At 62.7% G+C, this 21,992-nt stretch carries 20 protein-coding genes and 1 tRNA gene; 6 read left to right on the top strand and 15 right to left on the bottom strand.

Annotation, left to right across the window (positions count from 1 at the left end; all coding sequences use genetic code 11):
- Window positions 1-20: 20 nt before the first annotated feature.
- Complete coding sequence (queA, locus tag JIN81_RS06895; protein ID WP_343217933.1) at window positions 21-1,007, top strand: tRNA preQ1(34) S-adenosylmethionine ribosyltransferase-isomerase QueA; 987 nt, start codon at window positions 21-23, stop codon at window positions 1,005-1,007.
- Between the two features lie 100 nt (window positions 1,008-1,107).
- Here queA and yidC read toward each other — a convergent pair whose 3' ends face one another.
- From yidC to rpmH, 4 genes are read right to left on the bottom strand one after another with little or no spacing between them, the layout of a single operon-like run.
- Window positions 1,108-2,964 (bottom strand): membrane protein insertase YidC, encoded by a 1,857-nt coding sequence (gene yidC, locus JIN81_RS06890; RefSeq protein WP_200277959.1) that lies wholly within the window; start codon window positions 2,962-2,964, stop codon window positions 1,108-1,110.
- Between the two features lie 49 nt (window positions 2,965-3,013).
- Complete coding sequence (gene yidD / locus JIN81_RS06885; RefSeq protein WP_200277957.1) at window positions 3,014-3,289, bottom strand: membrane protein insertion efficiency factor YidD; 276 nt, start codon at window positions 3,287-3,289, stop codon at window positions 3,014-3,016.
- A 4-nt stretch (window positions 3,290-3,293) separates the two neighbouring features.
- Window positions 3,294-3,623 carry a ribonuclease P protein component gene (gene rnpA, locus JIN81_RS06880; RefSeq protein ID WP_200277955.1) on the bottom strand — a complete coding sequence of 110 codons (330 nt, stop codon included), beginning with the start codon at window positions 3,621-3,623 and terminating at the stop codon, window positions 3,294-3,296.
- A 44-nt stretch (window positions 3,624-3,667) separates the two neighbouring features.
- Window positions 3,668-3,850, bottom strand: a complete 183-nt coding sequence (gene rpmH, locus JIN81_RS06875; RefSeq protein ID WP_200277953.1) for a 50S ribosomal protein L34 — start codon at window positions 3,848-3,850, stop codon at window positions 3,668-3,670.
- A gap of 196 nt (window positions 3,851-4,046) precedes the next feature.
- On the opposite strand from rpmH, the gene JIN81_RS06870 reads away from it, so the two are divergent.
- Window positions 4,047-4,517 carry a GNAT family N-acetyltransferase gene (locus JIN81_RS06870; protein WP_200277951.1) on the top strand — a complete coding sequence of 157 codons (471 nt, stop codon included), beginning with the start codon at window positions 4,047-4,049 and terminating at the stop codon, window positions 4,515-4,517.
- Window positions 4,514-4,753, top strand: a complete 240-nt coding sequence (locus tag JIN81_RS06865) for a hypothetical protein (protein ID WP_200277950.1) — start codon at window positions 4,514-4,516, stop codon at window positions 4,751-4,753. The genes JIN81_RS06870 and JIN81_RS06865 overlap by 4 nt, the downstream gene beginning before the upstream one ends.
- A gap of 34 nt (window positions 4,754-4,787) precedes the next feature.
- Here the strand turns inward: JIN81_RS06865 and JIN81_RS06860 are convergent, their stop codons facing one another.
- From JIN81_RS06860 to tkt, 9 genes are all read right to left on the bottom strand, one after another.
- Window positions 4,788-5,471, bottom strand: coding sequence for a response regulator transcription factor (locus tag JIN81_RS06860; protein WP_200277949.1), 684 nt, complete (start codon window positions 5,469-5,471; stop codon window positions 4,788-4,790).
- A complete protein-coding gene (locus tag JIN81_RS06855; RefSeq protein WP_200277948.1) occupies window positions 5,468-7,033 on the bottom strand; it encodes a sensor histidine kinase in 1,566 nt (521 codons plus the stop codon). Before JIN81_RS06855 ends, JIN81_RS06860 begins: the two co-directional genes overlap by 4 nt.
- A complete protein-coding gene (locus JIN81_RS06850; protein WP_200277947.1) occupies window positions 7,033-7,851 on the bottom strand; it encodes a hypothetical protein in 819 nt (272 codons plus the stop codon). Before JIN81_RS06850 ends, JIN81_RS06855 begins: the two co-directional genes overlap by 1 nt.
- An 86-nt stretch (window positions 7,852-7,937) precedes the next feature.
- Window positions 7,938-8,744 (bottom strand): hypothetical protein, encoded by an 807-nt coding sequence (locus JIN81_RS06845; RefSeq protein WP_200277946.1) that lies wholly within the window; start codon window positions 8,742-8,744, stop codon window positions 7,938-7,940.
- Complete coding sequence (locus tag JIN81_RS06840; RefSeq protein WP_234044550.1) at window positions 8,741-9,922, bottom strand: NF038122 family metalloprotease; 1,182 nt, start codon at window positions 9,920-9,922, stop codon at window positions 8,741-8,743. Before JIN81_RS06840 ends, JIN81_RS06845 begins: the two co-directional genes overlap by 4 nt.
- Window positions 9,923-9,980: 58 nt before the next feature.
- On the bottom strand, window positions 9,981-11,183 hold the full coding sequence (gene trpB, locus JIN81_RS06835) for a tryptophan synthase subunit beta (protein ID WP_200277944.1): 1,203 nt from the start codon (window positions 11,181-11,183) through the stop codon (window positions 9,981-9,983).
- A gap of 73 nt (window positions 11,184-11,256) precedes the next feature.
- The gene (locus JIN81_RS06830) at window positions 11,257-11,688 is read right to left on the bottom strand and encodes a hypothetical protein (protein ID WP_200277943.1); all 432 of its coding nucleotides are present in this window, start codon (window positions 11,686-11,688) and stop codon (window positions 11,257-11,259) included.
- Window positions 11,689-11,761: 73 nt separating this feature from the next.
- Entirely contained in the window at window positions 11,762-13,822 is a 2,061-nt protein-coding gene (locus tag JIN81_RS06825; RefSeq protein ID WP_200277941.1) for a sodium-translocating pyrophosphatase, read from the bottom strand.
- 198 nt (window positions 13,823-14,020) lie between these two features.
- Window positions 14,021-15,997 (bottom strand): transketolase, encoded by a 1,977-nt coding sequence (gene tkt, locus JIN81_RS06820; RefSeq protein ID WP_200277939.1) that lies wholly within the window; start codon window positions 15,995-15,997, stop codon window positions 14,021-14,023.
- Between the two features lie 190 nt (window positions 15,998-16,187).
- Between tkt and JIN81_RS06815 the strand changes: the two genes are divergently transcribed.
- Together JIN81_RS06815 and JIN81_RS06810 are read left to right on the top strand one after the other, a co-directional pair.
- Window positions 16,188-16,262: transfer RNA gene (locus JIN81_RS06815), tRNA-Glu, on the top strand.
- Window positions 16,263-16,413: 151 nt separating this feature from the next.
- A complete protein-coding gene (locus JIN81_RS06810) occupies window positions 16,414-17,337 on the top strand; it encodes an oxygenase MpaB family protein (protein ID WP_200277937.1) in 924 nt (307 codons plus the stop codon).
- Window positions 17,338-17,345: 8 nt separating this feature from the next.
- Here JIN81_RS06810 and JIN81_RS06805 read toward each other — a convergent pair whose 3' ends face one another.
- On the bottom strand, window positions 17,346-17,831 hold the full coding sequence (locus tag JIN81_RS06805; protein WP_200277936.1) for a hypothetical protein: 486 nt from the start codon (window positions 17,829-17,831) through the stop codon (window positions 17,346-17,348).
- Window positions 17,832-18,106: 275 nt separating this feature from the next.
- On the opposite strand from JIN81_RS06805, the gene carB reads away from it, so the two are divergent.
- Window positions 18,107-21,322, top strand: a complete 3,216-nt coding sequence (carB, locus tag JIN81_RS06800; RefSeq protein WP_200277935.1) for a carbamoyl-phosphate synthase large subunit — start codon at window positions 18,107-18,109, stop codon at window positions 21,320-21,322.
- Window positions 21,323-21,389: 67 nt separating this feature from the next.
- On the opposite strand, the gene JIN81_RS06795 is transcribed toward carB, so the two are convergent.
- Window positions 21,390-21,905, bottom strand: coding sequence for a gamma carbonic anhydrase family protein (locus tag JIN81_RS06795; RefSeq protein ID WP_200277929.1), 516 nt, complete (start codon window positions 21,903-21,905; stop codon window positions 21,390-21,392).
- Between the last annotated feature and the right edge of the window lie 87 nt (window positions 21,906-21,992).

Raw genomic sequence — 21,992 nt, 5'->3', positions numbered from 1 at the left:
CGATGGATCTGGCCGTGAGCCTGCGCACCGCCGATTTTCACTACGACCTGCCCGATGAGCTGATTGCTTCCCGCCCGCTGCCCGACCGTGCGGCCTCGCGGATGATGGTGGTGCACCGCGACACCGGGGTCATCGAGCATCGCATGTTCCGCGATTTTCCGAGCTTTCTCAAAGCCGAGGACCTGCTGGTTCTCAACGACACCCGCGTGATCCCCGCGCGGGTCTTCTCGGACGACGGGAAGATCGAGCTCCTGTGCCTGGACCGGCTGGCGCCCACCGAATGGCGCTGCCTCGTCAAGCCGGGCAAGAAGATGAAGGTCGGCCGCAAGGTCACGGTCGGCGCGGTGGAAGGAGAAGTCATCGAGGTCTTCGACAACGGCGACCGGCTCATCCGCTGGCAGGAAGAGGTGGACCTGGACGCCCATGGCCACCTCGCCCTGCCCCACTACATGGGACGTGCCGATGAAGACGCCGATCGCGAGCGATACCAGACCGTCTTCGCCCGCGAGGAGGGCGCCATCGCTGCTCCGACCGCGGGACTTCACTTCACGCCTGAGATGCTTGAGTCCATCGATCACACCTTCCTGACCCTCCATGTCGGCGTGGGGACCTTCCGGCCGGTCAGCGTGGAGAACCCGGAGGAGCACGACATGCATTCCGAGCGCTACCACCTGTCGAAGCAGAGCGCCGAGCGCATCAACGCGGCGGGTCGGGTCGTCGCCGTCGGCACGACGGTCACCCGCGTCCTGGAAACCCTGGCCAACCGGGATGGAAGCGGCCGCGTGAAGGCGGAGGACCAAGGGGGCGAAACGGACATCTTCATCTACCCACCCCACGACTTCGGGGCGGTCGATGTGCTTCTGACCAACTTCCACCTGCCGGAGAGCACCTTGATCATGCTGGTCAGTGCCTTGGCCGGGAAGGACCTCGTGATGGAAGCCTATCGCGAGGCGGTGCGGGAGCGCTACCGATTCTACAGCTACGGCGATTGCATGCTGGTGCTCTAAGCCCCCCAATCGCGATCTTTTCGACGAAAAAGCCACATGGGTGGCTGACCCATGTGGCTTTCAAAAAACGGGATGGATTGGCGCCATCCGCGACCTGCGCTCAGCCGCCGGTGCGCGGGCCACGCTTTTTCTTCGGGCCTTCTTCAGGTTCCACGACGCGGCCTTGGGCCTGACGCATCTTCTGCTGTTGCTCGGCGGCGGCGGCCATGCGTTCCATGAATGACTTCTTGCCCGGCTTCGTGGCCCTCGCCTCCAGTTCCGGTTCCGGCATCCGCTTGGTGATCCAGGTCTGCACGATGGAGAAGAGGTTCGAGGTGGTCCAGTAGAGGGCCAGGGCCGAGGCGTAGTTGTAGCAGAACACCAGGAACATGATCGGCATGAGCTTCATGATCGTGGCCTGGGTCTTGTCGGCGGACGTATTCGGCATCATCGCCATCTGGGCGAAGCTGGTCACCCCCATGAGGATGGGGAGGATATTGATCGGAAATCCGAGCAGGTGGCCGATGGTGTCCGGCTGGGACAGGTCATCGACCCAGAGGAATCCGTGGCCCCGCAGCTCCGCGGCATTCTGCAGCATGCGGAAGAAGCCGAAAAAGATCGGGATTTGCGCCAGCATCGGCAGACAGCCGCCCACCGGGTTGATGCCGTAGGTCTTGTAGAGCCCCATGACTTCCTGCTGCATCTTGGCAGGGTCGTCAGGATACTTCTCCTTCAGCTTGTCCATCTCCGGCTTGAGCTTGGACATGCGCTTCATCGTCTTGTTCGACCGCGCGTAGAGCGGCCACATCAGGGTGCGGACGACGATGGTGACGATGACGATGGCCCAGCCCCATGACCATGGACCGGAGATCTTCGCGACCCAGTCGTGGATGTGGACCAAGAGGAAATTCATGAAGCGGCTGAAGATGGTGAACCAGCCGTAGTCCATGATGTCGCCCATGCCGTTGCCCATCTGGCGCAGCATGCGGTTGTCGCGCGGGCCCATGAAGAGCTGGAAGTTCAGCGACTGGCGAGCTCCCGGCGCGAGTGCCTGCGCGGGCAGGACCATTCCGGCGCGCACGGCGCTCTGGGTTCCTTCGGCACGTGGCACGCTGACCTGCGCGACCTTGCCCCAGACACCACCGGTGCTCGGTGTCTTGTTCCGCATTACAGTGGTGAAGAACTGGCTGGAGACACCCGCGTATTCGATCTCGTCGCCGGTTTCGAGGATCAGGCTCTTGGCATCGGAGAACCACCCCCCCTTGAACTTGGTGGCCTTCACCGTGTCGAGCGTGCCGTCATTCCGCCAAATGAAGCTCGGTGGGGAGAAGCGGGATTCGCTGGCTTGCAGGGGTGCGGCGCGTCCGAGATACAGGCTGAAGCGGTCCAAGGGAATCTGGGCCTGAGCGTCCCTGGAATTCTCCACATCGACCTGGAGATCGAGCGTGTAAGCGGCACCCGGCAGCTCGGGGTCGATCACCGACCAGGTCTTCTTGACGATCAGGCCGGACGGATGGCGAGCGGCGAACACGGCGCGTTTGCCGGCTTCAGACTCGTCTTCGAGGTAGCTGTAGTTCACACGCTCCATGCCATCCGGGCCTTCGGCGAGGGCGCCGACGGCGTGGGAGTCTCCTTCGTTGAGGATGACGTGCTGATCGGGTGCATCCACCACTTCCTGATTGAGGAGCTCGGCGGTCTTCACACCACCACCGAGGGTGGTCAGGGTGAAGATGGCTTCAGGTGTCTCGAGCGTGTAGGTCTCGGACTTGATGATGTCCTCCGGAGCGGGAGGCATTTCTTCAACCACTCCGGGCTTTTCGGGTTCACCTTGGGAGACAGCCTGTTCAGCGGCCAGTGCCTTGCGTTCTTCGGCGGCGATGCGGGCCTTCTCTTTCGCTTGCTGGGAACCAAAATAATAGTTCACCGCGAGGAGGACGGCGCAGACGACGACAACAATCCATGTCTTACGATCGTACATGAGGAAGTAGTGGGAGTGGAAAAATTTGAGGGAAAATCAGTGGGTGGGCCTACTTGGGCGGGCCGGGTCGGTCGCCTCCCTTCGGCGGCGGGACGGGGTCATAACCGTGCCCGCCCCATGGATGACAGCGCAAAATCCGGCGGAGCCCGATCCATGAACCTTTCCACGGCCCGTGGGCCTCGACGGCCTGAAGGAAATACGCCGAGCAGGTCGGCTGGTAGCGGCAGCCGCCGAATGGCCCGGAGATGGCATGCAGGACCGGACTGAGGAAGCGCTGGTAAAAGCGGATCCCGAGCCGGATGAAGGAGCTGACAAGCTGGCGCATGGCATCATTCAGAATCCAGGAGGCCGAGACGGCGGGCTTGCTTGAGCCAATCCTTCTCGAGTTCGGCGAAGCTGGCATCGGCCGCGCCACGGCGGGGAATCGTGACCAGATACCGCCGGGGGTTGGCCAATTCGTCGCCGTGGCGTTGGAGGATCGCGCGGAATCGGCGACGCAGCAAATTGCGATCATGGGCCTTGCCCACCTTGCGGGTGGTGATGAATCCCACCATGGGATGCGGGAGCGCCTCGTCCTCGAGGGTGCTCAAAATGAGAAAACGGCCGGCTTTCGACCGACCGTTCTTGCGGACCCCATGAAATTGGGACCGCTGCGTCATGCTGTGCTTCCGCGAGAGGCGCATGGCCCGGAAGCGTTGCAGGATTACACTCCGTGCTGAGTGACGTGGCGCTCGAACTTGAGTTCGGCACCCTTGGGAAGCAGGCGCTTGCAGCCCTTCCGGCGACGGTTCTTGAGAATCCTGCGACCAGCTTTGGTCGACATCCGTGCGCGGAATCCGTGTTGTTTCACTCGGCTGCGACGGGAAGGTTGGAAAGTGCGTTTCATGGCAGGAATTAAGGGAAAAAGTCCAGTGCGCCCGGTGGCGCGGGCGGGCACTCTAGGGATAGCGCCTCCCTTGTCAATCCACCATTGTGTGGGTTTTTTAGAAAATTTTTAGGCCGGATTTGATGAATTTCCGTGTCTCGGTAGTCCGGCGCGTGGCACGATGTGCGCCGCAATGGAAGCAAGTCCCACCCCATCCATGCCCGTGACCGACGAGCCACGCCTGGAAACCGCGACCATCGAAGACCTCCCGGCCTTGGTAGATCTGGTCATGGAATTGTTCCGCATGCAGGGAGACTTCAACCCGGATGCAGCCGCTCAGGAACGTGGCTTGGCCCTCATCCTCGAGCAGCCTTCGCGAGGACGCATCTTCGTCATTCGCAACGGCCACCGCCTGATCGGCATGGTCAACCTGCTGTTCACGATTTCCACGGCCATGGGAGGATTCGTGATTCAGATGGAGGACGTGATCATCCACCCCGACCATCGCGGTCAGGGATACGGCAGCCGCTTGCTTGAGCATGTGATCGAGTTCGCTGAGGCAAAGGACTTCAAGCGGATCACCCTGCTCACCGACAAGATCTCCGCCGAGTCGCAGAACTTCTTCCGCAAGTACGGCTTCGACTACTCGAACATGATCCCGATGAAACGGATCATCCAATCGTCATGATGGCGGTGGTCAGCGAGGCGGATGGTTTTGCGATCGCCATGATGGTGATGCTGACTCTCGCACTGGGCTCGGTGCTGATGATCCTGATTCGCATCGCCCGTCATGCCTCCAAGCAAAGCGACGACCTCGATGACCTGATGGAGGGGTCCGACAAGGAACCGGTGCCTCCATCCGGCAAGCAGAAGAAGCCCGAGCGCGAAGCCTGGGAAAAGGAAGCGGACTGGTGGAAGAAGTGAGGCGGAATCCCGTCATTCAACCAGCCGCCCGGTCTCACGATAGGTCCGCGGCACTCCGATAGCCGACTCCCCTCACCGTCTGGATGAGCTTGGGAACGGAAGGATCGACCTCGATCTTCTTTCGCAGCAGGAAGATGTGCTGATCCAGCGTCCGGGAGTCCGGGAAGTAATCGACCCCCCAGCAGGTATCCAGAAAGGCGTCGCGTGAGACGGGTTCGCCGGCATGCTTTTGGAGCAACTGGAGGATGGAGACCTCCCGTGGTGTCAGCTCGATAGTTTCCCCGCAGCGCTCGGCCAACAGCGAGCGCGGATTTACGGTGAGGTCGCCGAGAGAGAACTTGGCCGACTGATCCCTTGGCGCACTCCTTCGCAAAGCCGAACGGATCCGCGCCATGACTTCGCGCCGGGTGAAGGGCTTGCGGATGAAGTCATCGGCACCCAGATCCAGACCCACCACAATGTCCATCTCCTGATTCTTCGCAGAAAGGAACAGAATGGGAATTTCACGGTCGCTCGATCTCACACGACGGCAGACTTCGAAGCCATCAACAACCGGCATCATGATATCGAGGCAGAGGAGGTCCGGCTTGCCGTCACGCCATAGCTCAATCGCCTCCCGTCCATCCGCCGCCCGGAGCGTGGAGAATCCCTCGCACTCGATGCAGGTGGCTAGCGCGTCGAGCGTGAGGGGGTCGTCTTCGGCGATGAGAATGGTCATGCGGCGTCAGTTTGAGAAGACAGGGCGAGGCATGGGCGCACGGGAACCCTCAGTCGAAAGACGGCACCCTGCTCACTGGTGAGCAGCTCAAGTGTTCCGCCCATGCGGCGGGCGAGATCTCCACTGATCGCAAGGCCCAAACCTGTGCCGCTCGATCCTTCGTTGGTCGAATCGACGACCCGCTCGAACGGTTCGAAGATCCGCTGGCGGGCGGCCTCGGGAATGCCGGGACCATGATCGCTTACTTCGAGAACAAGCATGCCGGCGCGCAGCTCGCTTTCGATTCCCACCCAGCCGCCCGCTGACGCGTACTTTTCGACATTGGACAGCAGGTTCCCGGTGATCTGGGTAAGGGCATCGGCATCGAGCAAGCCTGGCTCACCCGCCCGGAGGATCTGCGAGTCGATCTCGATCCCCCGCCGTTCCAGCGCGGAGCGGAAGCCATCCAGCGTGCGTTCCACGACCTCCCCGGGGACGCAGCGGACCGGCTTGAGTTCCAGAGTGTCGCGCTCGTGTCGGGAAAAGGTCAGTACATTGGCCACCAACCGGGCCAGACGTTCGATTTCCTCGCCGACGAGTCCGAGCCGATGCCGCGCTTCCTCTGGTCGGCTGGCCATGGCTTCACAGGCGAGATCAAGATTGAGCGAGAGGCTGGTGAGGGGTGTGCCGAGGTCGTGGGAGACACGGTTGACGAATGAAACCCTTTCGGCTGCCTGCTTGAGTGTACGCTTCTGTTGAAGAAAGAGCAGCATGCCGGAAACCACGAGCGCGACGGCGAAAACGGTGGCGACTGCCAGAGTGGCGGCATCATGGCTACGGGTGACCACCAGCCCATCCCAGGCGCGGATTTGCCAGTCCCCGCTGATCGTTCGCGTCGGCAGGATCAGAGCCGATGGACCATGAGTTGACGAGCCGATGGACGCAATGGCAGGCCCCTGCGGCGGCTCGATGCTCACCCGTTCGCCGGCCTCCCGCAGTGGCGTGAGTGGCACCTGGAGCCAATCGGCCAGGTGGGCGGTGGTGCGCTCGCGGACCTCGGCAAGGTCCACGAAAACGGCGGTCAGGAAACCGGGCTCGGGACTGCGACAGTAGAGCCGTAGATCCGGATCGGAAGTCGCGTGCCAGAAGCCGCCTGCGGAGGGTTTGCCGTCAAGCAAGCCAGCATCCAAGACGACCGCAGTGGAGCGATCCAGAGGCCTCTTGCGGCCTTCCAGTTCGACCTCCGGGAGGCGACCCTGGGTGAGCGAAGGCGAGATCGTCCGGTCCTTTCCATTGGCTGGGAAGATCCGGATCAATTTCACTCCAGTGAGGGTTGAGGCTTCGGCCTCGACCTTGCGGTCGTCAAGGTAGAGGGCGCGTCGGGTAAGCTCATCCAGATGCCCCATGTAGAGGGCATCCAGTCTCACCATTTCGGAGCGAAACGAATCCGCGAGATCAAGCAAGCGACCGCGGTCGGCCGGAGTGCGGGACTCCACATCACGACGTGCCATTCGCTCGCCGCCGACCATCACAAGGACGGCGGCAGCCAGCATGGGAACAATCGTGATGAAGGCGGGACGCATCAGGGCTTTGCCAGAGATCCGGTTACAAAAGCAAACCAGACGCGGTTTGCCGAGTCGGGATCCACCCTCGAGGTCGGTGGACGATTGACCGTGCCGAGCAGGAAGGGTCGATTGAGTTGGAGCGTGACACCGGTGCTGATCCGCTGGCTTTCAAAAACGGGCATCCCGACCGTGGAGAGCCCCTGACCCGAGGTCGTTTGGTCCACCAGAGCGACGTGCTCCGGCGCCAGGATGAGATCCAAGAGCTCCCCGTCGGCAGCGAGGGTGCTCTCCATTTCCATCGTGACGCCGGTATTGCGGGTTTCGAAAGCCGTGGGAGTCGCAGGGGTCCGGACGCCTTCAAGTAACTCCGGATCCGGTGCGTTCAGGAGCTTCTCCGTATCCGGGGTCGGATTCCCCACCCCCTTCTGCGTGGGAGGCACAATCGAAACTCCCACCGTGTTGGGTAGCTCCGGCGGCTCGAATTCCGTCGGGTAGATCTGCTCACTCACACTCTCCGTCGTCGACCTCTCTCCAGTCCTGCCACGCAGCAGGGTGAAGGATTCCTGTCGGACCTTCTCCTGATCCAAGGCGGACAGGATACGGTCATAGAATTCAGCGTCCGCGAGCTGTTCGCGTCGCATGCCTGCCGCCATCGACAAGGGCATCGAGAAGGTCTCGTAGCAGATCGAGATGTTTGTTGGTACGCTTGCCTGCTCGACAGAAATTTCTGCTGGAGCGCCGCGCGTTGGAGCTTCGCGGTAAGGATCTGCGGGTGTTTCCTGACCGAGCCCCGAGACCGTGGTGAATGCGGTAACAACCCATGTTTTGTATTTCATATCGGACCGAAGCTAGCAAACGCCCACGGCGGTCGTGTCAAAGGATTGTCAAAAGCGAGATCCTGCCACCACGAGCTCAACCGGCTTCAGTACTGGGTGCTCCAGCTCAGGCCGAGCAGGCGCTGAAGTTCGAATTGCCCCAGATCGGCATTCCATCGGACTTCGACGGTCACCGGTACCCGACGTCCTTCGACCAGCTGTGTGACCTCGCGCGTGAGCTCCGGCCGCAGCGCCAGTGGAAGGCTCTCTGAAAAATCCCGGTGCTCCATGCGGACGAAGCGGCGCGGCCCGACGATGGATTCGGGTGGTGTGAGCGACTCAGGGAGGGCGGCGAGGTACACCCGAAGCACCTGCGGCTCAGCGGGCTTTTCCTCAACCAATCGGGGCCAATCCATCGTGCCATAGGCACTCAGGCTTTCCCAATCGACCGCATAGCGGCGGCCGGTCCACACCATGGCGACAGCATAGCGGCGACCTTGATAGTCCTCGACCTCGATGAGGATCATGTTTTGGGCTCCCTGCCGGACGGCTCTGCCGGGAAGGGCCCGCCCCATGGTAGGAAGGGAGTGAGCCCGGGAGTCATAGTAGTCCCGCATCATGGGGCCCACACGCTCGGGATCACGGACATGCTCGATCCGGGTTTCGAGGTCCGGGGCTTCCACGAAGGCACGCCATGCCTCCATGGCCTGGGTCAGGGCCTGCTCATCAGCGGGTGCCTCCTGCCATGACTGCCTCTCCACAGCAGCAGGTGGCGGCTCGGGCCGGCGGATGAGAAGCCATCCGGCGATGAGGCCCCAGATGCCGAGGACGGCAATGAACACAAAGAGGAGCTTGAGGATGGGATGGGTCCCCCGCCCTGCGTCGCCGGCTTCGAACCCGGGTTCCTCATTCATCGGCGGCGTCTCCACATGAGGAAGCCATACAGGGTGAGCCACAAGGTGGATGGCTCGGGAACGAAGGCGATGTCGAAGCCAATGACGTCCAGCGCCCGCAGATCCAAAGCGCTCAGACCGACCACCTGCTGATTCGCCAGGGTGGGATCCATGATACCGACGAGGGCGCCCGTAATGTTGTTGTCCTTCCAGTGACTGGCCTGCCGACCGTCGCCGGTGAATGCACCCGTGGACATGCCGCCTTCCATGTCCAGATCGGTGAAGACGGCTTCGACATCGGGCTCAAGCGTGCGCGTGGCCGTGGTGAAGGCAGCTTCAGTCCCCGGTTCACTGCCGTCCGCAAAGCGGAAGAGGTCCAGCAATCGAGGGGCGATGATGGCGGGATCTTGTTCGGTGGGAGGGACCACCCCGGGGCCGCCGGCAAGGAAGTCCACGGTATCGGTAGCGGAGGTGAAGCCGAGGGAGTGGCCGATCTCGTGAAGGGCGACGGTTTCGAAGTCGATCAGGTTGGAGCCAACGCCGTCGGAATTGTCGTAGTCGAAGGCGAAGTTGGTGCTGAAGTTGATGGTCGCGTCGTTCGCTCCGAACTGGGTGTCGAGGCCGGTGAAACCAAGGGCCTTGAGCGTTGCCTTGTTCGCCGTGAGGCCATTCGACCGCAGAAAACCAGTGGGTAGGCTGAAACTGGACTGGGCGAAGGTAGGTAGGCTGGACACGATGCCATCGTCCAATTCCGCACCCGCGTCGAGGACCATGGCATTCGTCAGGGTGTCGTAACCCGCTGAGAGCAGGACGGACCCGGCGGAGGCGAGGACGCCCGGGTCGAGGTCTTCCAGCCCGACGCTGAGATTCACCGTGATGGGATCGGAAATGAAGGCTTCCCAGGTTGCGGCTGCGCGCTCGAAAGCGGCCAGGGCCGGAGCATTCCCGGCGAGGGTGGCATTCGGGTTGAGGATGATGTCAAAGGCTCCGCTTGAGGGTGCCACGGACAGGGCGGTGGGGAAGGACGAACCGGGGCCGGTTTCGACTTCGAAGTGGGCATCGGCACCACCCGAACCGCAGGCATGGCAAGAGCAGAATACCGTGTGCTGCGGCGTGTCGATCCGGGTGAAGAGGTCCGGTTCGCTCGCAGCCAGTGGCAAGGTCGCCAAACTGAAGCAGGCGGCGGCTTTTGTTCTCATCAACATGCGGTGGGACATGATTCGGGGATCCTAAGCACCGCTGAAAGTGAATGCCAAATCAAGAGTCGTCCCCGAGCAAATACTTGGCGGCCTGTTCGACGTCCTTGTCGCCACGACCGGAAAGGTTGGCGATCAGAATGGAATCCTTCGGCAGGCTGCCAGCGATCTTCGAGACATAGGCCATGGCGTGGGAGCTCTCCAGCGCCGGCAGGATGCCTTCGACGTAGGCCAGCTCACGGAATGCACTGAGCGCTTCATCATCCGTGGCGTAGGTGTATTCGGCCCGACCGATGTCCTGCAGGTAGGCGTGCTCGGGGCCGACGGCGGCATAATCCAGACCGGCACTCACCGAGTGGGTCAGCTCGATCTGGCCGTCGTCGTTGGCGAGGAGCCACGTCTTGGTGCCTTGGAGGACACCCAGTTTCCCCCCTTGGAAGCGGGCCGCATGGCGTTCCGGGATGATCCCGTCACCGCCGGCTTCGACGCCGACCATGCGCACATTTTCATCCTCGATAAATGGGTGGAAGAGTCCGATCGCATTCGAACCGCCACCCACACAGGCGACGAGAAGGTCCGGCAGGCGGCCTTCTTTTTCGAGGATCTGCTCACGGGCCTCCACCCCGATCACGCGGTGGAAATCCCGCACCATCATGGGGAACGGGTGCGCTCCGAGAGCCGAGCCAAGAATGTAATGGGTGTGGTCCACCGTGGCGACCCAGTCGCGCATGGCCTCGTTCACCGCTTCCTTGAGGGTGGCTTGACCTGCGGTCACGGCACAGACTTCGGCTCCCATCAGGCGCATGCGTGCGACGTTCAGCGCCTGGCGTTCCATGTCGACCGCTCCCATGTAAACCACGCACTCCATGCCGAAGCGGGCGCAAACCGTGGCGGTCGCAACCCCGTGCTGACCGGCTCCGGTCTCGGCGATGATGCGCTTCTTGCCCAGCCGCTTGGCGAGCAGGATCTGCCCGATGGCATTGTTGATCTTGTGCGCTCCCGTGTGGAGCAGGTCCTCACGCTTGAGGTAGATTTTCGCCCCGCCCAGCTTCTCGGTCCATCGCTCGGCGAAGTAGAGCGGGGTCGGACGGCCGCAGTAGTTGTGCAGCAGGTCGTCGAGTTCGGCTTGGAATGCCGGATCCTGGCGAGCCGCGTCGTAGGCCGTGGTGAGTTCCTCGAGCGGCGACATCAGGGTCTCCGGCACGAACATGCCGCCGAATTCTCCGAAGTGACCGGTGGCGTCAGGCAGTGGGCTGGTGGGCATTGCGCCGGGACAAAAGCACAGCAACGCCACCGAAGCAGTCGAAATTTTTGTAAGTTGCCCCGGCCGGGGGGGGTCAGAACCCGCCGCGCTCGTGGTGGCTGCCCGGTTTGCGCAGCAAATCAAAGGGGGTACCGCAGTACATGCAGCGGAAACGATTGCTGAAAGTCAGCTGGAGCAAGGCGGTCGCGCCGAAATTCAGCGGCTTGAGCCGGACCGCCTTCCGATGCTTCGCCGCCCTCGTGTCCACCAGCGGCGTTCCCTTGCACAGCGGGCAGGTGGCGGCGCGGCGGAAAATGTAACCGATGCCCCAGGTCGCCCCCACCAGCGCGAGTGCCCCAAGCAGCCACATGGCCACCTTGTTGTCCTGGGTACGGATCAGGATGAAGATGAGTGTGAGGGTCGCGACCACCGCCATGTAGTGGATGAAGGTCACGATCATGGCGGCAACGTAGGCCCGCTTGAACGGCAGCGAGCGAGCGCCATGGCTGTGCTTGTGTAGGGTCATCGAAACAGGATCCGAACCCTGCTAAGCTCAGACCGTGCCGTTAGAACGGAGATGCACCCGGGCTGTCAATCCATCAGTGATTTGCCGCCTCGAAGATGATGGGGATGATGAGAATCGCGAGGATGTTGACCACCTTGATCATCGGATTCACCGCCGGGCCCGCCGTATCCTTGTAGGGATCGCCCACGGTGTCGCCGGTCACACTGGCACGGTGGGCCAGTGAGCCTTTTCCTCCGTGGTTTCCGTCCTCGACGAATTTCTTGGCGTTGTCCCATGCGCCACCCGAAGAGGTCATGGCGATGCCGACGAAGAGCCCGGTGACGATCGTGCCCACCAGCACGCCGCCGAGGGCTTCGGGGCCCATGAAGGCCATGACGACCACGAAGATCACCGGCAGCAAGGCCGGCAGGACCATCTGGCGCAGCGCCGCCTTGGTGACGATGTCCACACAGTGCTTGTATTCCGGCTTGTCCGTCCCATCGAGGATGCCGGGGTGCAGACCGATCTGGCGGCGGACTTCGTTGACCACCGCGCCGGCCGCCGAGCCCACCGCATCCATCGCGTAGGCGGTGAAGGAAAAGGGCAGCAGACCACCGACGAACAGGCCGATCATGACCCTCGGATCCATCAGGTCGAAGGCGAACTCCCGCCCCAGATGGGCGTTGAGCTCATACACGTAGGATCCGAAAAGCACCATGGCCGCGAGCCCGGCCGAAGCGATCGCATACCCCTTGGTCACCGCCTTCATCGTGTTGCCGACCGCATCGAGCTCGTCGGTGATCTGCCGCACCTTCGGGTCCAGACCACTCATCACGGCGATGCCGCCCGCGTTGTCCGTGATCGGGCCAAAGGCATCGAGCGAGATGATGATGCCCGACAGGCTGAGCATGCTCACCACCGCCACGGCGACGCCATAGAGGTCCGCCTGAGAGTAGCAGATCCAGATGGACCCGACGATGCACAGGACCGGAGCCAACGTGGCATGGTGCCCCGTGCTGATGCCCGCGATGATGTTCGTCGCATGCCCCGTCTCGGAGGCCTTCGCGATCCGGCGGACCGGCCTGTGGGCCGTGGAAGTGAAGTAGTTGGTGATCCAGACCGAGGCGAAGGTCATGGCGATGCCGACCAGGATGCAGAAGTAGAGTTGGGTCGATCCCACCGACTTGCCGGCGATCTCCATGGCGGTCGGGAACATCGCCTGAGTCGCCGGGAAAAGCATGATGGCCGAGACCAGTCCACTCACGACCACCCCACCCACAAGCGACCTCGTCGGATTCAGACTGGTGAAATTCACAAAGGCGACCCCGAGCAGGGCCCCGATGATGGAGAGACCGCAAATGACAAAGGGAAAGACCATCGCATTGGCGTAGCCCCCAGCAGTGAGGAACCCGACCAACACGCCGCCGATCAGGCTCACCGCGTAGGTTTCGAACACATCCGCCGCCATGCCCGCACAGTCGCCCACGTTGTCGCCCACATTGTCGGCGATGGTCGCCGGGTTGCGCGGATCATCCTCGTGAAGATTCTGCTCCATCTTGCCAACCAGGTCCGCACCCACATCCGCAGCCTTCGTGTAGATGCCGCCCCCGAGGCGCGCGAACACACTGATCAACGAACTTCCCAAGGCGAGGCCAACGAGTGAATCGATCGCCACCTTCGGGCTGCCGCTGACTTTCAGGGAAATCAGGTAGAAAGTCCCGACCGAGAGCAAACCGAGACCGACCACGAGCAGCCCGGTCACCGCGCCGCCATTGAAGGCCACCTGCAACGCGCTGTGGGAACTCACCGACGCAGCCTGCGCCGTCCGCACGTTCGCCCGCACCGCCACGATCATGCCGATGTAGCCCGCCGCCATCGAGCATACCGAACCCACCACGAAGCCCACCGCGGTCGGCGTGTCCCGCAGGAACCAGATGCCCACGACCACCACCACGGAGATCAGCGAAACGGCAACCACCTGCCGGTGGAGGTAGGCCGACGCACCCTCTTGGATCGCTAGGGCGATTTCCCGCATTTTGCTGTCCCCCGCATCGGCTGCGAGCACGAAGCGGATGAGAAAAAGGGCGAAGATGAGACCGACGGCACCAAGGACGATGGAGAGGACCACGCCGTGGTCGCTGAGGAGGGTTTGCATGGGTTTGGGATGATTGTGGGTAGGGTTCTATCACAGTGCCCAATCTGCTAGGGGTGACAAGTCGAATCGGGAGGGGCCGACACCCACCCGACCCACGATGGAACCGCCCGACACCCGGGCACGAAAAAGCGCACCGCCACAGGGACGGTGCGCTTGGGAGATTCGTAGGAACACAGGGCTCGGCCGAGCCCTCAGCCATCAGCTCTTGGCTGCGGCGACCACATGGTCGGCCGTCATGCCGAGTTCCTTCATCACCACGCCACCCGGGGCGCTGATGCCGAAGCGGTCGATGCCGAGCACCTTGCCTTCGCTGCCGACGTATTTCCACCACAGCCCGCTGACGCCAGCTTCGATGGCTACCCGCTTGGTGCAGCTCTTCGGCAGGACCGCTTCGCAGTAGTCCTCGCCCTGGCGGTCGAAGCGCTCGAAGCACGGGATCGAGACCACGCGCACTCCGTCGCCGAGTTCCTCGGCTGCCTTCAGGCAGTGCTGCAGCTCGGAACCACTTCCCATCAGGATGGTGGTCAGCTCGCCCTTCTCCTTCTTCACCACGTAGCCACCGCGGATCACGCCATCACGGCGTTCGGAGTTGGAAAGACCGGGAATCGCCGGCACACCCTGACGGGTGAGGATGAGCGCGGTCGGTCCGTCGGTGCGCAGCATCGCCGCGGCGAAGGCGCCGGCGGTTTCTTCCGCATCGGCCGGACGGATGACATCGACATTCGGGATCACGCGCAGACCACTGACGGTCTCGACAGGCTGGTGGGTCGGACCATCCTCGCCGACGCCCACGGAGTCGTGCGTGAAGATGTAGGTGACGGGCAGCTTGGCCAGACCCGCAAGGCGGATCGCCGGGCGGAGGTAGTCGGCAAAAACGAGGAAGGTCGCGCCACTGGCACGGAAGATCCCGTCGTAGGCGATGCCGTTGCAGATCGCGCCCATCGCGTGCTCACGGATGCCGAACCAGATATTACGTCCACCGTAGTTGTCGGGACCGAAGTCGCCGCCGTCCTTGATGTAGTTCTTCGTCGACCCGTAGAGGTCGGCCGATCCGGTGATGAACTGAGGGACTTCCTTCGCCACCGACTGGATGACGGTGCCGCCGGATGCACGGGTGGCTCCACCTTCGTCTTCGGCGAAGGCCGGAATGCGGTCAGCCAGGTCACTCGGGATCTCACCGGTGACGCCGGCGCGCAGTTCGGTGGCGAGCGCAGGATTCGCCTGAGCCCACTCCTCGTAGTTGCTCTGCCACTTCAGGAACTCACTCTTGCCCGCGTCAGCGACGTCGGCAAAGTGCTTCCGGACCTCATCCGAGACGTAGAAGGTCTCGGCAGGAAGACCGAGCCCGGCGCGTGCCGCTTCAGCAAACTTGGCTCCACCTTCACCGTGGGCACCGGCCGTGCCGGCGACTTCAGGGATGCCACGGCCGATCTCGGTCTTGGCGATGATCACCGATGGCTTGCCCTTGCTGGCCTTCGCCGCGGTGATGGCTTCGTGGATGGCGGCGAAATCGTGGCCGTCGATGGTCACCGCATTCCACTGCTGTGACTTGAAATAAGCCTCGGCGTCCTCGTCCTGTGTGCGATCCGCCATGGCGTCGAGGGTGACGTCATTGGAATCATAGATGAGGATGAGGTTATCGAGCTGGTTGTGACCGGCGAAGGCGATGGCTTCCTTGGCCACACCCTCCTGGAGACAGCCGTCACCAAGCAGGGCGAACACGTGATGATCGAAGATCGTGTGGTCCACGGTGTTGAACTTGGCGGCGGCACGCTTGCCGGACAGCGCGTATCCCACGGCATTGGCGACACCCTGACCGAGCGGGCCGGTCGTGGCCTCGACGCCGGGGGTTTCGTCAAACTCGGGGTGACCCGGAGTGATCGAGTGGAGCTGGCGGAAATTCTTCACCTCCTCCATCGACAGCGCGTAGCCCGCGAGATGCAGCCACGAGTAAATGAACATCGAGCCATGGCCGGCTGAGAGGATGAAGCGGTCGCGGTTCAGCCACTTGGGTGCTTCCGGGTTAAAGCGCAATCCGCCACCAGCGAAGAGAACGGAACCAATCTCGGCACAGCCGAGAGGCAGGCCGAGGTGGCCGGATGAGCAGGCGTGGACGCCATCGATGGCGAGGCCGCGGGCTTGGGCGGCAGCATTGGACAGGATGTCGGTATTCATGAGAGCTTGTTCGATTTGTCGGACAGGTGCGGCAGCGTAGGGGGCCGCGAACCGCTTGCAAGCCGCCTTTCGGGCATGAATCGGGGTACGAGTCATCCAAATCATGAAAAATTGGCGAATTTGTTCTTGTCAGCCGTCGATCTCTTACTAGTTTTCCCGCCCAGTCCGCTCCGGCGGGCAGACAAACATTGACCCGTTCGTCTAGTGGTTAGGACTCCGGATTTTCATTCCGGCAACAGGGGTTCGACTCCCCTACGGGTTGCCACTTTCCCATGAAAAAGCGCACCACACGGTGCGCTTTTTCGCGTTCGGTGGTTCGCGGACCCGGAGACAAGCAGCCTGGCGGGGATTTCGCCGGGTCCGGGCCGAAGCAGGTCTTGCGCTTCCGGGTTCCGGCTGCAGCTTGGCCTCACGGCATGGTGGCAAGCATTCAACGATGGGTAGGTCGACGTTTCCGGGCACTGCTCTGTGGGAATCCCAGCGGGGAAGTCCCGTGGTTGGGCGCGGTGGCCGAAGGCGAAGGTCCCGGGCTCTACCAACCCGACGAAGCGCCATGGGTGCTCCATGCCGACATGGCAACGCTGGTCGGAGGCATCCGTGCTCTTCTCGTCCAGGCACTCCATCCGGGCAGTCTCGCCGGAGTACGCCAGCATTCCCGCTACAAGGATGACCCCCTCGGCCGCCTCGCCGGCACCATTCGCTGGCTGACCGTCACCACCTTCGCAGCGCGGGAATCCGTGCTGCACGAAGCCGGTCGCGTACGGGGGATGCACGGCAAGGTGCTCGGAACCTACCGGGATGCCAGAGGAGTCGAGCGGGAGTACCGCGCCTCCGACCCTCACCTTCTGCTATGGGTCCACATCGCATTCATGGAATCGTTTCTGCGCACCCATGAAGCCTACTCAAGTGTCGCCATTCCCGGAGGGGCGGATGCCTACGTCCGGCTCTGGGGACGATCGGTGGAACCACTCGGGCTCGATGAAACCCCGCAGGATGAAAAGGAGATGATGGCGGTGGTGGAACGCTTCGACGACGAGCTGGTCGTCACCGACGAGACCCGCGAGGTCATCGACTGGATTCGCCGTCCGCCCCTTCCTCTTCCATCCCGCATCGTTTACCGGCTCCTGTTTCAAGCGGCCTACCAGACGCTGCCGGAGGCGCACCAACAACGGATCGGCGTCCCGCGATGGCCACGCTGGCTGGTGGTGAAGCCGACCCGGTTCTTCCTCAGATCACTACGCTGGTGGATCGGCACCGAAGACCCGCTTCAGGATGCCGCCCTGGCACGGCTGCAGCGGAGCGGACACGCCCCTCAAGCAAGCCCCGGTCCCGAGCGCTGACACGGGACTCAGCTTCCGGTGCGCGCTTTTTCCGCAGCCTCGACACGCTTGCGGATCGTGGAAAGCATCCGCTCGTAGCCGGATTTGCCGACCAGGTGGGGCTGCTTGACGTTCTCCCCATACACGGTGCTCTGTTGGACGAAGTACACATTGCACACCAGCAGCGTCTCGGCTCCACGGGGGCTGACCTGCACCTCCGGCTCGATCATGACCGGATTGGCGTTGAAATTGCCCCCCCAGGTGATCTGGGCCGAGCGGCTGCCCACCTTCTGGAAGTAGAGGGTGGACCCCTTCCCTCCCCTCGACGAAAACCCCGCTTCGCTGAATACGGCGGTGGTGGTCGAGCGAATCAGGCTGAGGTCCGAGCTCTTGATGCGCGTCGAGGCGTAGTTGCCGCTGGTTTCAGATCCCAGCCCGACCGCGCTGCCGCAGGAACTGAGCATCGGAACGGCGAGAACGAGGGCGGCAAGAAGGCAGGCAGAAATCGGTTTCATGAGGATGGAGGGCTCCGGGACCCTTGAGGGTTCCTAGCACTCCGGGGTCGGCGGGGTCAAGGTGCCGACCGGAAAGGGCCCGTGCTGAGCCTCCGCGACCTCGAGCTCGATCCAGCGCGAGAGGTGGCTGGGAATGACGATTCCGCACCCGCCACCCACCTCCATCCCGCCGCCGTCTTCATCCGGTCCTTTACAACGAGCCCGGACCCTGCCAAATACCCCAAAATTTAGCCCGCAACCGCCCATCCCGGGCTCCGTCGGGCCCCCTCTCTGCCATGCCTAAAGACACCTCGATCCAAAAAATTCTGGTCATCGGATCCGGCCCCATTGTCATCGGACAAGGATGTGAATTCGACTACTCGGGCGTTCAAGCCTGCAAGGCGCTGAAGGAGGAAGGCTACACCGTGGTGCTGGTGAACTCGAACCCGGCGACCATCATGACGGATCCGGAGTTTGCCCACAGGACCTACATCGAGCCCATCACCCCGGAAGTGGTCGAAAAGATCATCATCCGCGAGAAGCCAGATGCCCTGCTGCCGACGCTCGGCGGCCAGACGGCGCTCAACTGCTCGATGGATCTCTTCAAGTCCGGCACGCTGGAGAAACACGGCGTGAAGATGATCGGCGCCAATGCCGAGGCCATCGACAAGGGCGAGGACCGCCAGCTTTTCAAGGACGCGATGATCAAGATCGGCGTGGACCTGCCGCAGTCCGGCACCGCCCACACGATGGAGGAAGCCCGCGAGGTGGCCAAGCAGATGGCCGAATACACCGGCAAGAAGTTCCCACTCATCATCCGCCCCGCCTTCACCCTCGGTGGCCAGGGCGGCGGCATCGCCTACAACCGCGAGGAATTCGAGGAGATCATCACCCGCGGGCTCGACCTCTCGCCGGTGACCGAGGTGCTCATCGAGGAAAGCCTGCTCGGCTGGAAGGAATACGAAATGGAAGTCATGCGCGACTGCGCCGACAACTGCGTGGTCATCTGCTCGATCGAGAACATCGATCCCATGGGCGTGCACACCGGGGACTCCATCACCGTCGCCCCGGCCCAGACCCTGAGTGACCGCGAATACCAGATCATGCGCGACGCATCCTTCGCCGTGATCCGCGAAATTGGTGTGGAAACCGGCGGCTCGAACATCCAGTTCTCCATCGACCCGGTGACCGGCCGGATGATCGTCATCGAGATGAACCCGCGGGTCTCCCGCTCGTCCGCCCTGGCCTCCAAGGCCACCGGCTTCCCGATCGCCAAGATCGCCGCCAAGCTCGCCGTCGGCTACACGCTCGACGAACTGCCCAACGACATCACCCGCGAAACGCCGGCCAGCTTCGAGCCGACCATCGACTACGTGGTGACCAAGCTGCCACGCTTCACCTTCGAGAAGTTCCCTACGGCAAATGCCGTACTGACCACCCAGATGAAGGCGGTCGGCGAAGCGATGTCCATCGGCCGCACCTTCAAGGAGTCGATGCAGAAGGCGCTGCGCTCGCTCGAAACCGGTCGCTGGGGCTTCGGCTTCGACTCCAAGGAACCCGGCGAGGTGACCCGCGAGGAAGTCGAGCGCGAGCTGGCCGTTCCGAGTGCCGAGCGCATCTTCTGGCTGCAGACCGCCTTCAAGACGGGCTGGACCATCGACGAGGTGTTCGAAACCACCGCGATCGACCCGTGGTTCCTGCATCACCTGAAGGAGATCGTCGACGAGGGCATGAACCTCGCTTCGCTCGACCTGAAGAATGCCAAGCGACTCGGCTTCTCCGACCGCCAGATCGCGATGGCGCGCGGCACGCACGAGGACGAGGTCCGCGCCGAGCGCAAGGCCGCCGGCCTGATCCCCACCTACCGCCTGGTCGACACCTGCGCGGCCGAGTTCGAGGCCTACACGCCCTACTTTTACTCCACCTACGGTGACGAGAACGAAGCCCGTGAGACCGACAAGAAGAAGATCATCATCCTTGGTGGCGGTCCGAACCGGATCGGCCAGGGCATCGAGTTCGACTACTGCTGTGTGCATGCCGCCTTCGCGGTGAAGGAGCTCGGCTACGAGGCCATCATGGTGAACTCGAACCCGGAGACGGTTTCGACCGACTACGACACCTCGGACAAGTTGTTCTTCGAGCCACTGACGCTCGAGGACGTGCTGAACATCTGCGATCAGGAGAAACCGCACGGCGTGATCGTCCAGTTCGGTGGCCAGACGCCGCTGAACCTCGCGGCCGACCTCGAGCGCCACGGCGTGCCCATCATCGGCACCTCACCCAAGTCCATCGAACTGGCGGAAGACCGGAAGTTCTTCTCCGCACTGCTCGACAAGCTCAACCTCAAGCAGGCCGAAGCCGGCACGGCGGTATCCGTCGATGAAGCGGTGGAGATCGCCAACCGCATCGGCTACCCGGTGCTGGTGCGCCCGTCCTTCGTCCTCGGTGGACGGGGCATGATGATCGTTTACGAAGACAGCGAGCTGCGGAAGTACATGCAGGGCGCCGTCGATGTCTCGCCGGACCGCCCGGTGCTGGTCGACCGCTTCCTCGACGGCGCGGTGGAGATCGACGTGGACTGCATTTCCGACGGCGAGCAATCGGTGCTCGGCGCGATCATGCAGCACATCGAGCAAGCCGGCATCCACTCCGGTGACTCGGCCTGCTGCATCCCCGCCTACTCGCTCTCCGACAAGATCAAGGCTGAGATCGAAGTGGCCGCCAAGAACCTGGCCCGCGAACTCGAAGTGCGCGGCCTGATGAACATCCAGTTCGCCGTGAAGGACGAAGAGCTCTATGTGATCGAGGTCAACCCGCGCGCCTCGCGGACGGTGCCATTCGTCTCGAAGGCGACCGGCGTCCCCTTGGCCAAGTACGCCGCCCAGATCATGGTCGGCAAGACGCTCAAGGAGCTCGGATTTACGGAGACCGTCGTACCTGAGCACTACTCGGTGAAGGAAGCGGTCTTCCCATGGAGCCGCTTCCCGGGCATCGACATCGTGCTCGGTCCGGAGATGAAGTCCACCGGCGAAGTGATGGGCATCGATGCCGACTGGGGCATGGCCTACGCGAAAAGCCAGACGAGTGCCTTCAACCCGCTGCCGACGGAAGGCAACGTGTTCCTTTCCGTCAACGACCGCGACAAGCCGCGGGCCGTGCCGGTGGCCAAGGAACTCGAAGAGCTCGGATTCACCATCTGGGCGACCGGTGGCACCTACAAGCACTTGAAGACCGAGGGCGTCAGCTGCCAAAGCCTGTTCAAACTGCATGAAGAGCGTCGCCCGAACGTCCTCGACATGATGAAGAACGGCGAGATCGCCTTCGTCATCAACTCGCCGAGCGATGAAGCCGCCCGTGCGGACGAGGTGAAGATCCGCTCGACGGCGATCGCGATGAAGGTCTCGCACGCCACCAACCTCTCCGCGGCCGAGGCCTGCGTGAAGGCGATCCGGTCCCTCAAGGATCGCGAACTCACGGTGCAGACCCTTCAGGAATTCCACCCGAGCGCCTGAACCTCAAGGTCCGATTGAGGGACTACGGCACGGAGACGCGCGACCGACGTCGCGCGACCTCCGGGACTCAGAATTCCCGCGCCATGAACTTGCGCGACTGGGCGACGTATTTTTCCGCCCAGTGCTTCACTCCCTGCTGTTCGTCGAGTGAGAGCGTCCGCACTACCTTCGCCGGCGTGCCGAGAACCAGCGACCCGGGCGGCACCTCGGTGCCACCGGTCACCACGGCACCGGCGCCGATGATGCTACGCTCCCCGATCACCGCGCCATCGAGGACAATCGCACCCATGCCGATCAGGACTTCATTCTTGATCGTGCAGGCATGAATGATGGCCGAATGGCCGACCGTCACCAGCTCACCGACGTAGCAGCCGTAGTCATCGGCGAGATGCACGACGGCGTTGTCCTGAATGTTCGAACGCGGACCAATGACGATCTCGTTGATGTCTCCACGAAGGGTGGTGTTGTACCATGCACTGCTTTGCTCATGCATCGTGACTCGGCCGATCAGATCCGCGCTCGCGGCGACGAATGCGGTGGGATCGATTTCGGGATGAAACTGTTCGTAGGGTTCGATGGCCATCGCGAGGATTCTGCCGGCATGCGGAGAAACCCGCCAGATTGGATTCCCTACGAAGACCAGAATCGGTGAAACCGAACACCCGTTTTA

The organism is Haloferula rosea (genome assembly GCF_016595525.1).
Lineage (GTDB): Bacteria > Verrucomicrobiota > Verrucomicrobiia > Verrucomicrobiales > Akkermansiaceae > Haloferula > Haloferula rosea.
Note: the sequence above shows the minus strand (reverse complement) of the source record. Positions and strands in the feature narration are given on the sequence as shown.

Excerpts from the sequence above, each read along its gene's own strand:
- JIN81_RS06840 (WP_234044550.1), bottom strand. The coding sequence starts at position 9,922 with ATGAGAACAAAAGCCGCCGCCTGCTTCAGTTTGGCGACCTTGCCACTG.
- JIN81_RS06825 (WP_200277941.1), bottom strand. The coding sequence starts at position 13,822 with ATGCAAACCCTCCTCAGCGACCACGGCGTGGTCCTCTCCATCGTCCTT.
- JIN81_RS06830 (WP_200277943.1), bottom strand. The coding sequence starts at position 11,688 with ATGACCCTACACAAGCACAGCCATGGCGCTCGCTCGCTGCCGTTCAAG.
- yidD (WP_200277957.1), bottom strand. The coding sequence starts at position 3,289 with ATGCGCCAGCTTGTCAGCTCCTTCATCCGGCTCGGGATCCGCTTTTAC.
- JIN81_RS06795 (WP_200277929.1), bottom strand. The coding sequence starts at position 21,905 with ATGGCCATCGAACCCTACGAACAGTTTCATCCCGAAATCGATCCCACC.
- trpB (WP_200277944.1), bottom strand. The coding sequence starts at position 11,183 with ATGCCCACCAGCCCACTGCCTGACGCCACCGGTCACTTCGGAGAATTC.
- yidC (WP_200277959.1), bottom strand. The coding sequence starts at position 2,964 with ATGTACGATCGTAAGACATGGATTGTTGTCGTCGTCTGCGCCGTCCTC.
- JIN81_RS06850 (WP_200277947.1), bottom strand. The coding sequence starts at position 7,851 with ATGAAATACAAAACATGGGTTGTTACCGCATTCACCACGGTCTCGGGG.
- carB (WP_200277935.1), top strand. The coding sequence starts at position 18,107 with ATGCCTAAAGACACCTCGATCCAAAAAATTCTGGTCATCGGATCCGGC.
- JIN81_RS06855 (WP_200277948.1), bottom strand. The coding sequence starts at position 7,033 with ATGCGTCCCGCCTTCATCACGATTGTTCCCATGCTGGCTGCCGCCGTC.
- JIN81_RS06870 (WP_200277951.1), top strand. The coding sequence starts at position 4,047 with ATGCCCGTGACCGACGAGCCACGCCTGGAAACCGCGACCATCGAAGAC.
- JIN81_RS06860 (WP_200277949.1), bottom strand. The coding sequence starts at position 5,471 with ATGACCATTCTCATCGCCGAAGACGACCCCCTCACGCTCGACGCGCTA.
- JIN81_RS06805 (WP_200277936.1), bottom strand. The coding sequence starts at position 17,831 with ATGAAACCGATTTCTGCCTGCCTTCTTGCCGCCCTCGTTCTCGCCGTT.
- JIN81_RS06810 (WP_200277937.1), top strand. The coding sequence starts at position 16,414 with ATGGTGGCAAGCATTCAACGATGGGTAGGTCGACGTTTCCGGGCACTG.
- JIN81_RS06845 (WP_200277946.1), bottom strand. The coding sequence starts at position 8,744 with ATGAATGAGGAACCCGGGTTCGAAGCCGGCGACGCAGGGCGGGGGACC.
- rpmH (WP_200277953.1), bottom strand. The coding sequence starts at position 3,850 with ATGAAACGCACTTTCCAACCTTCCCGTCGCAGCCGAGTGAAACAACAC.
- JIN81_RS06865 (WP_200277950.1), top strand. The coding sequence starts at position 4,514 with ATGATGGCGGTGGTCAGCGAGGCGGATGGTTTTGCGATCGCCATGATG.
- tkt (WP_200277939.1), bottom strand. The coding sequence starts at position 15,997 with ATGAATACCGACATCCTGTCCAATGCTGCCGCCCAAGCCCGCGGCCTC.
- rnpA (WP_200277955.1), bottom strand. The coding sequence starts at position 3,623 with ATGACGCAGCGGTCCCAATTTCATGGGGTCCGCAAGAACGGTCGGTCG.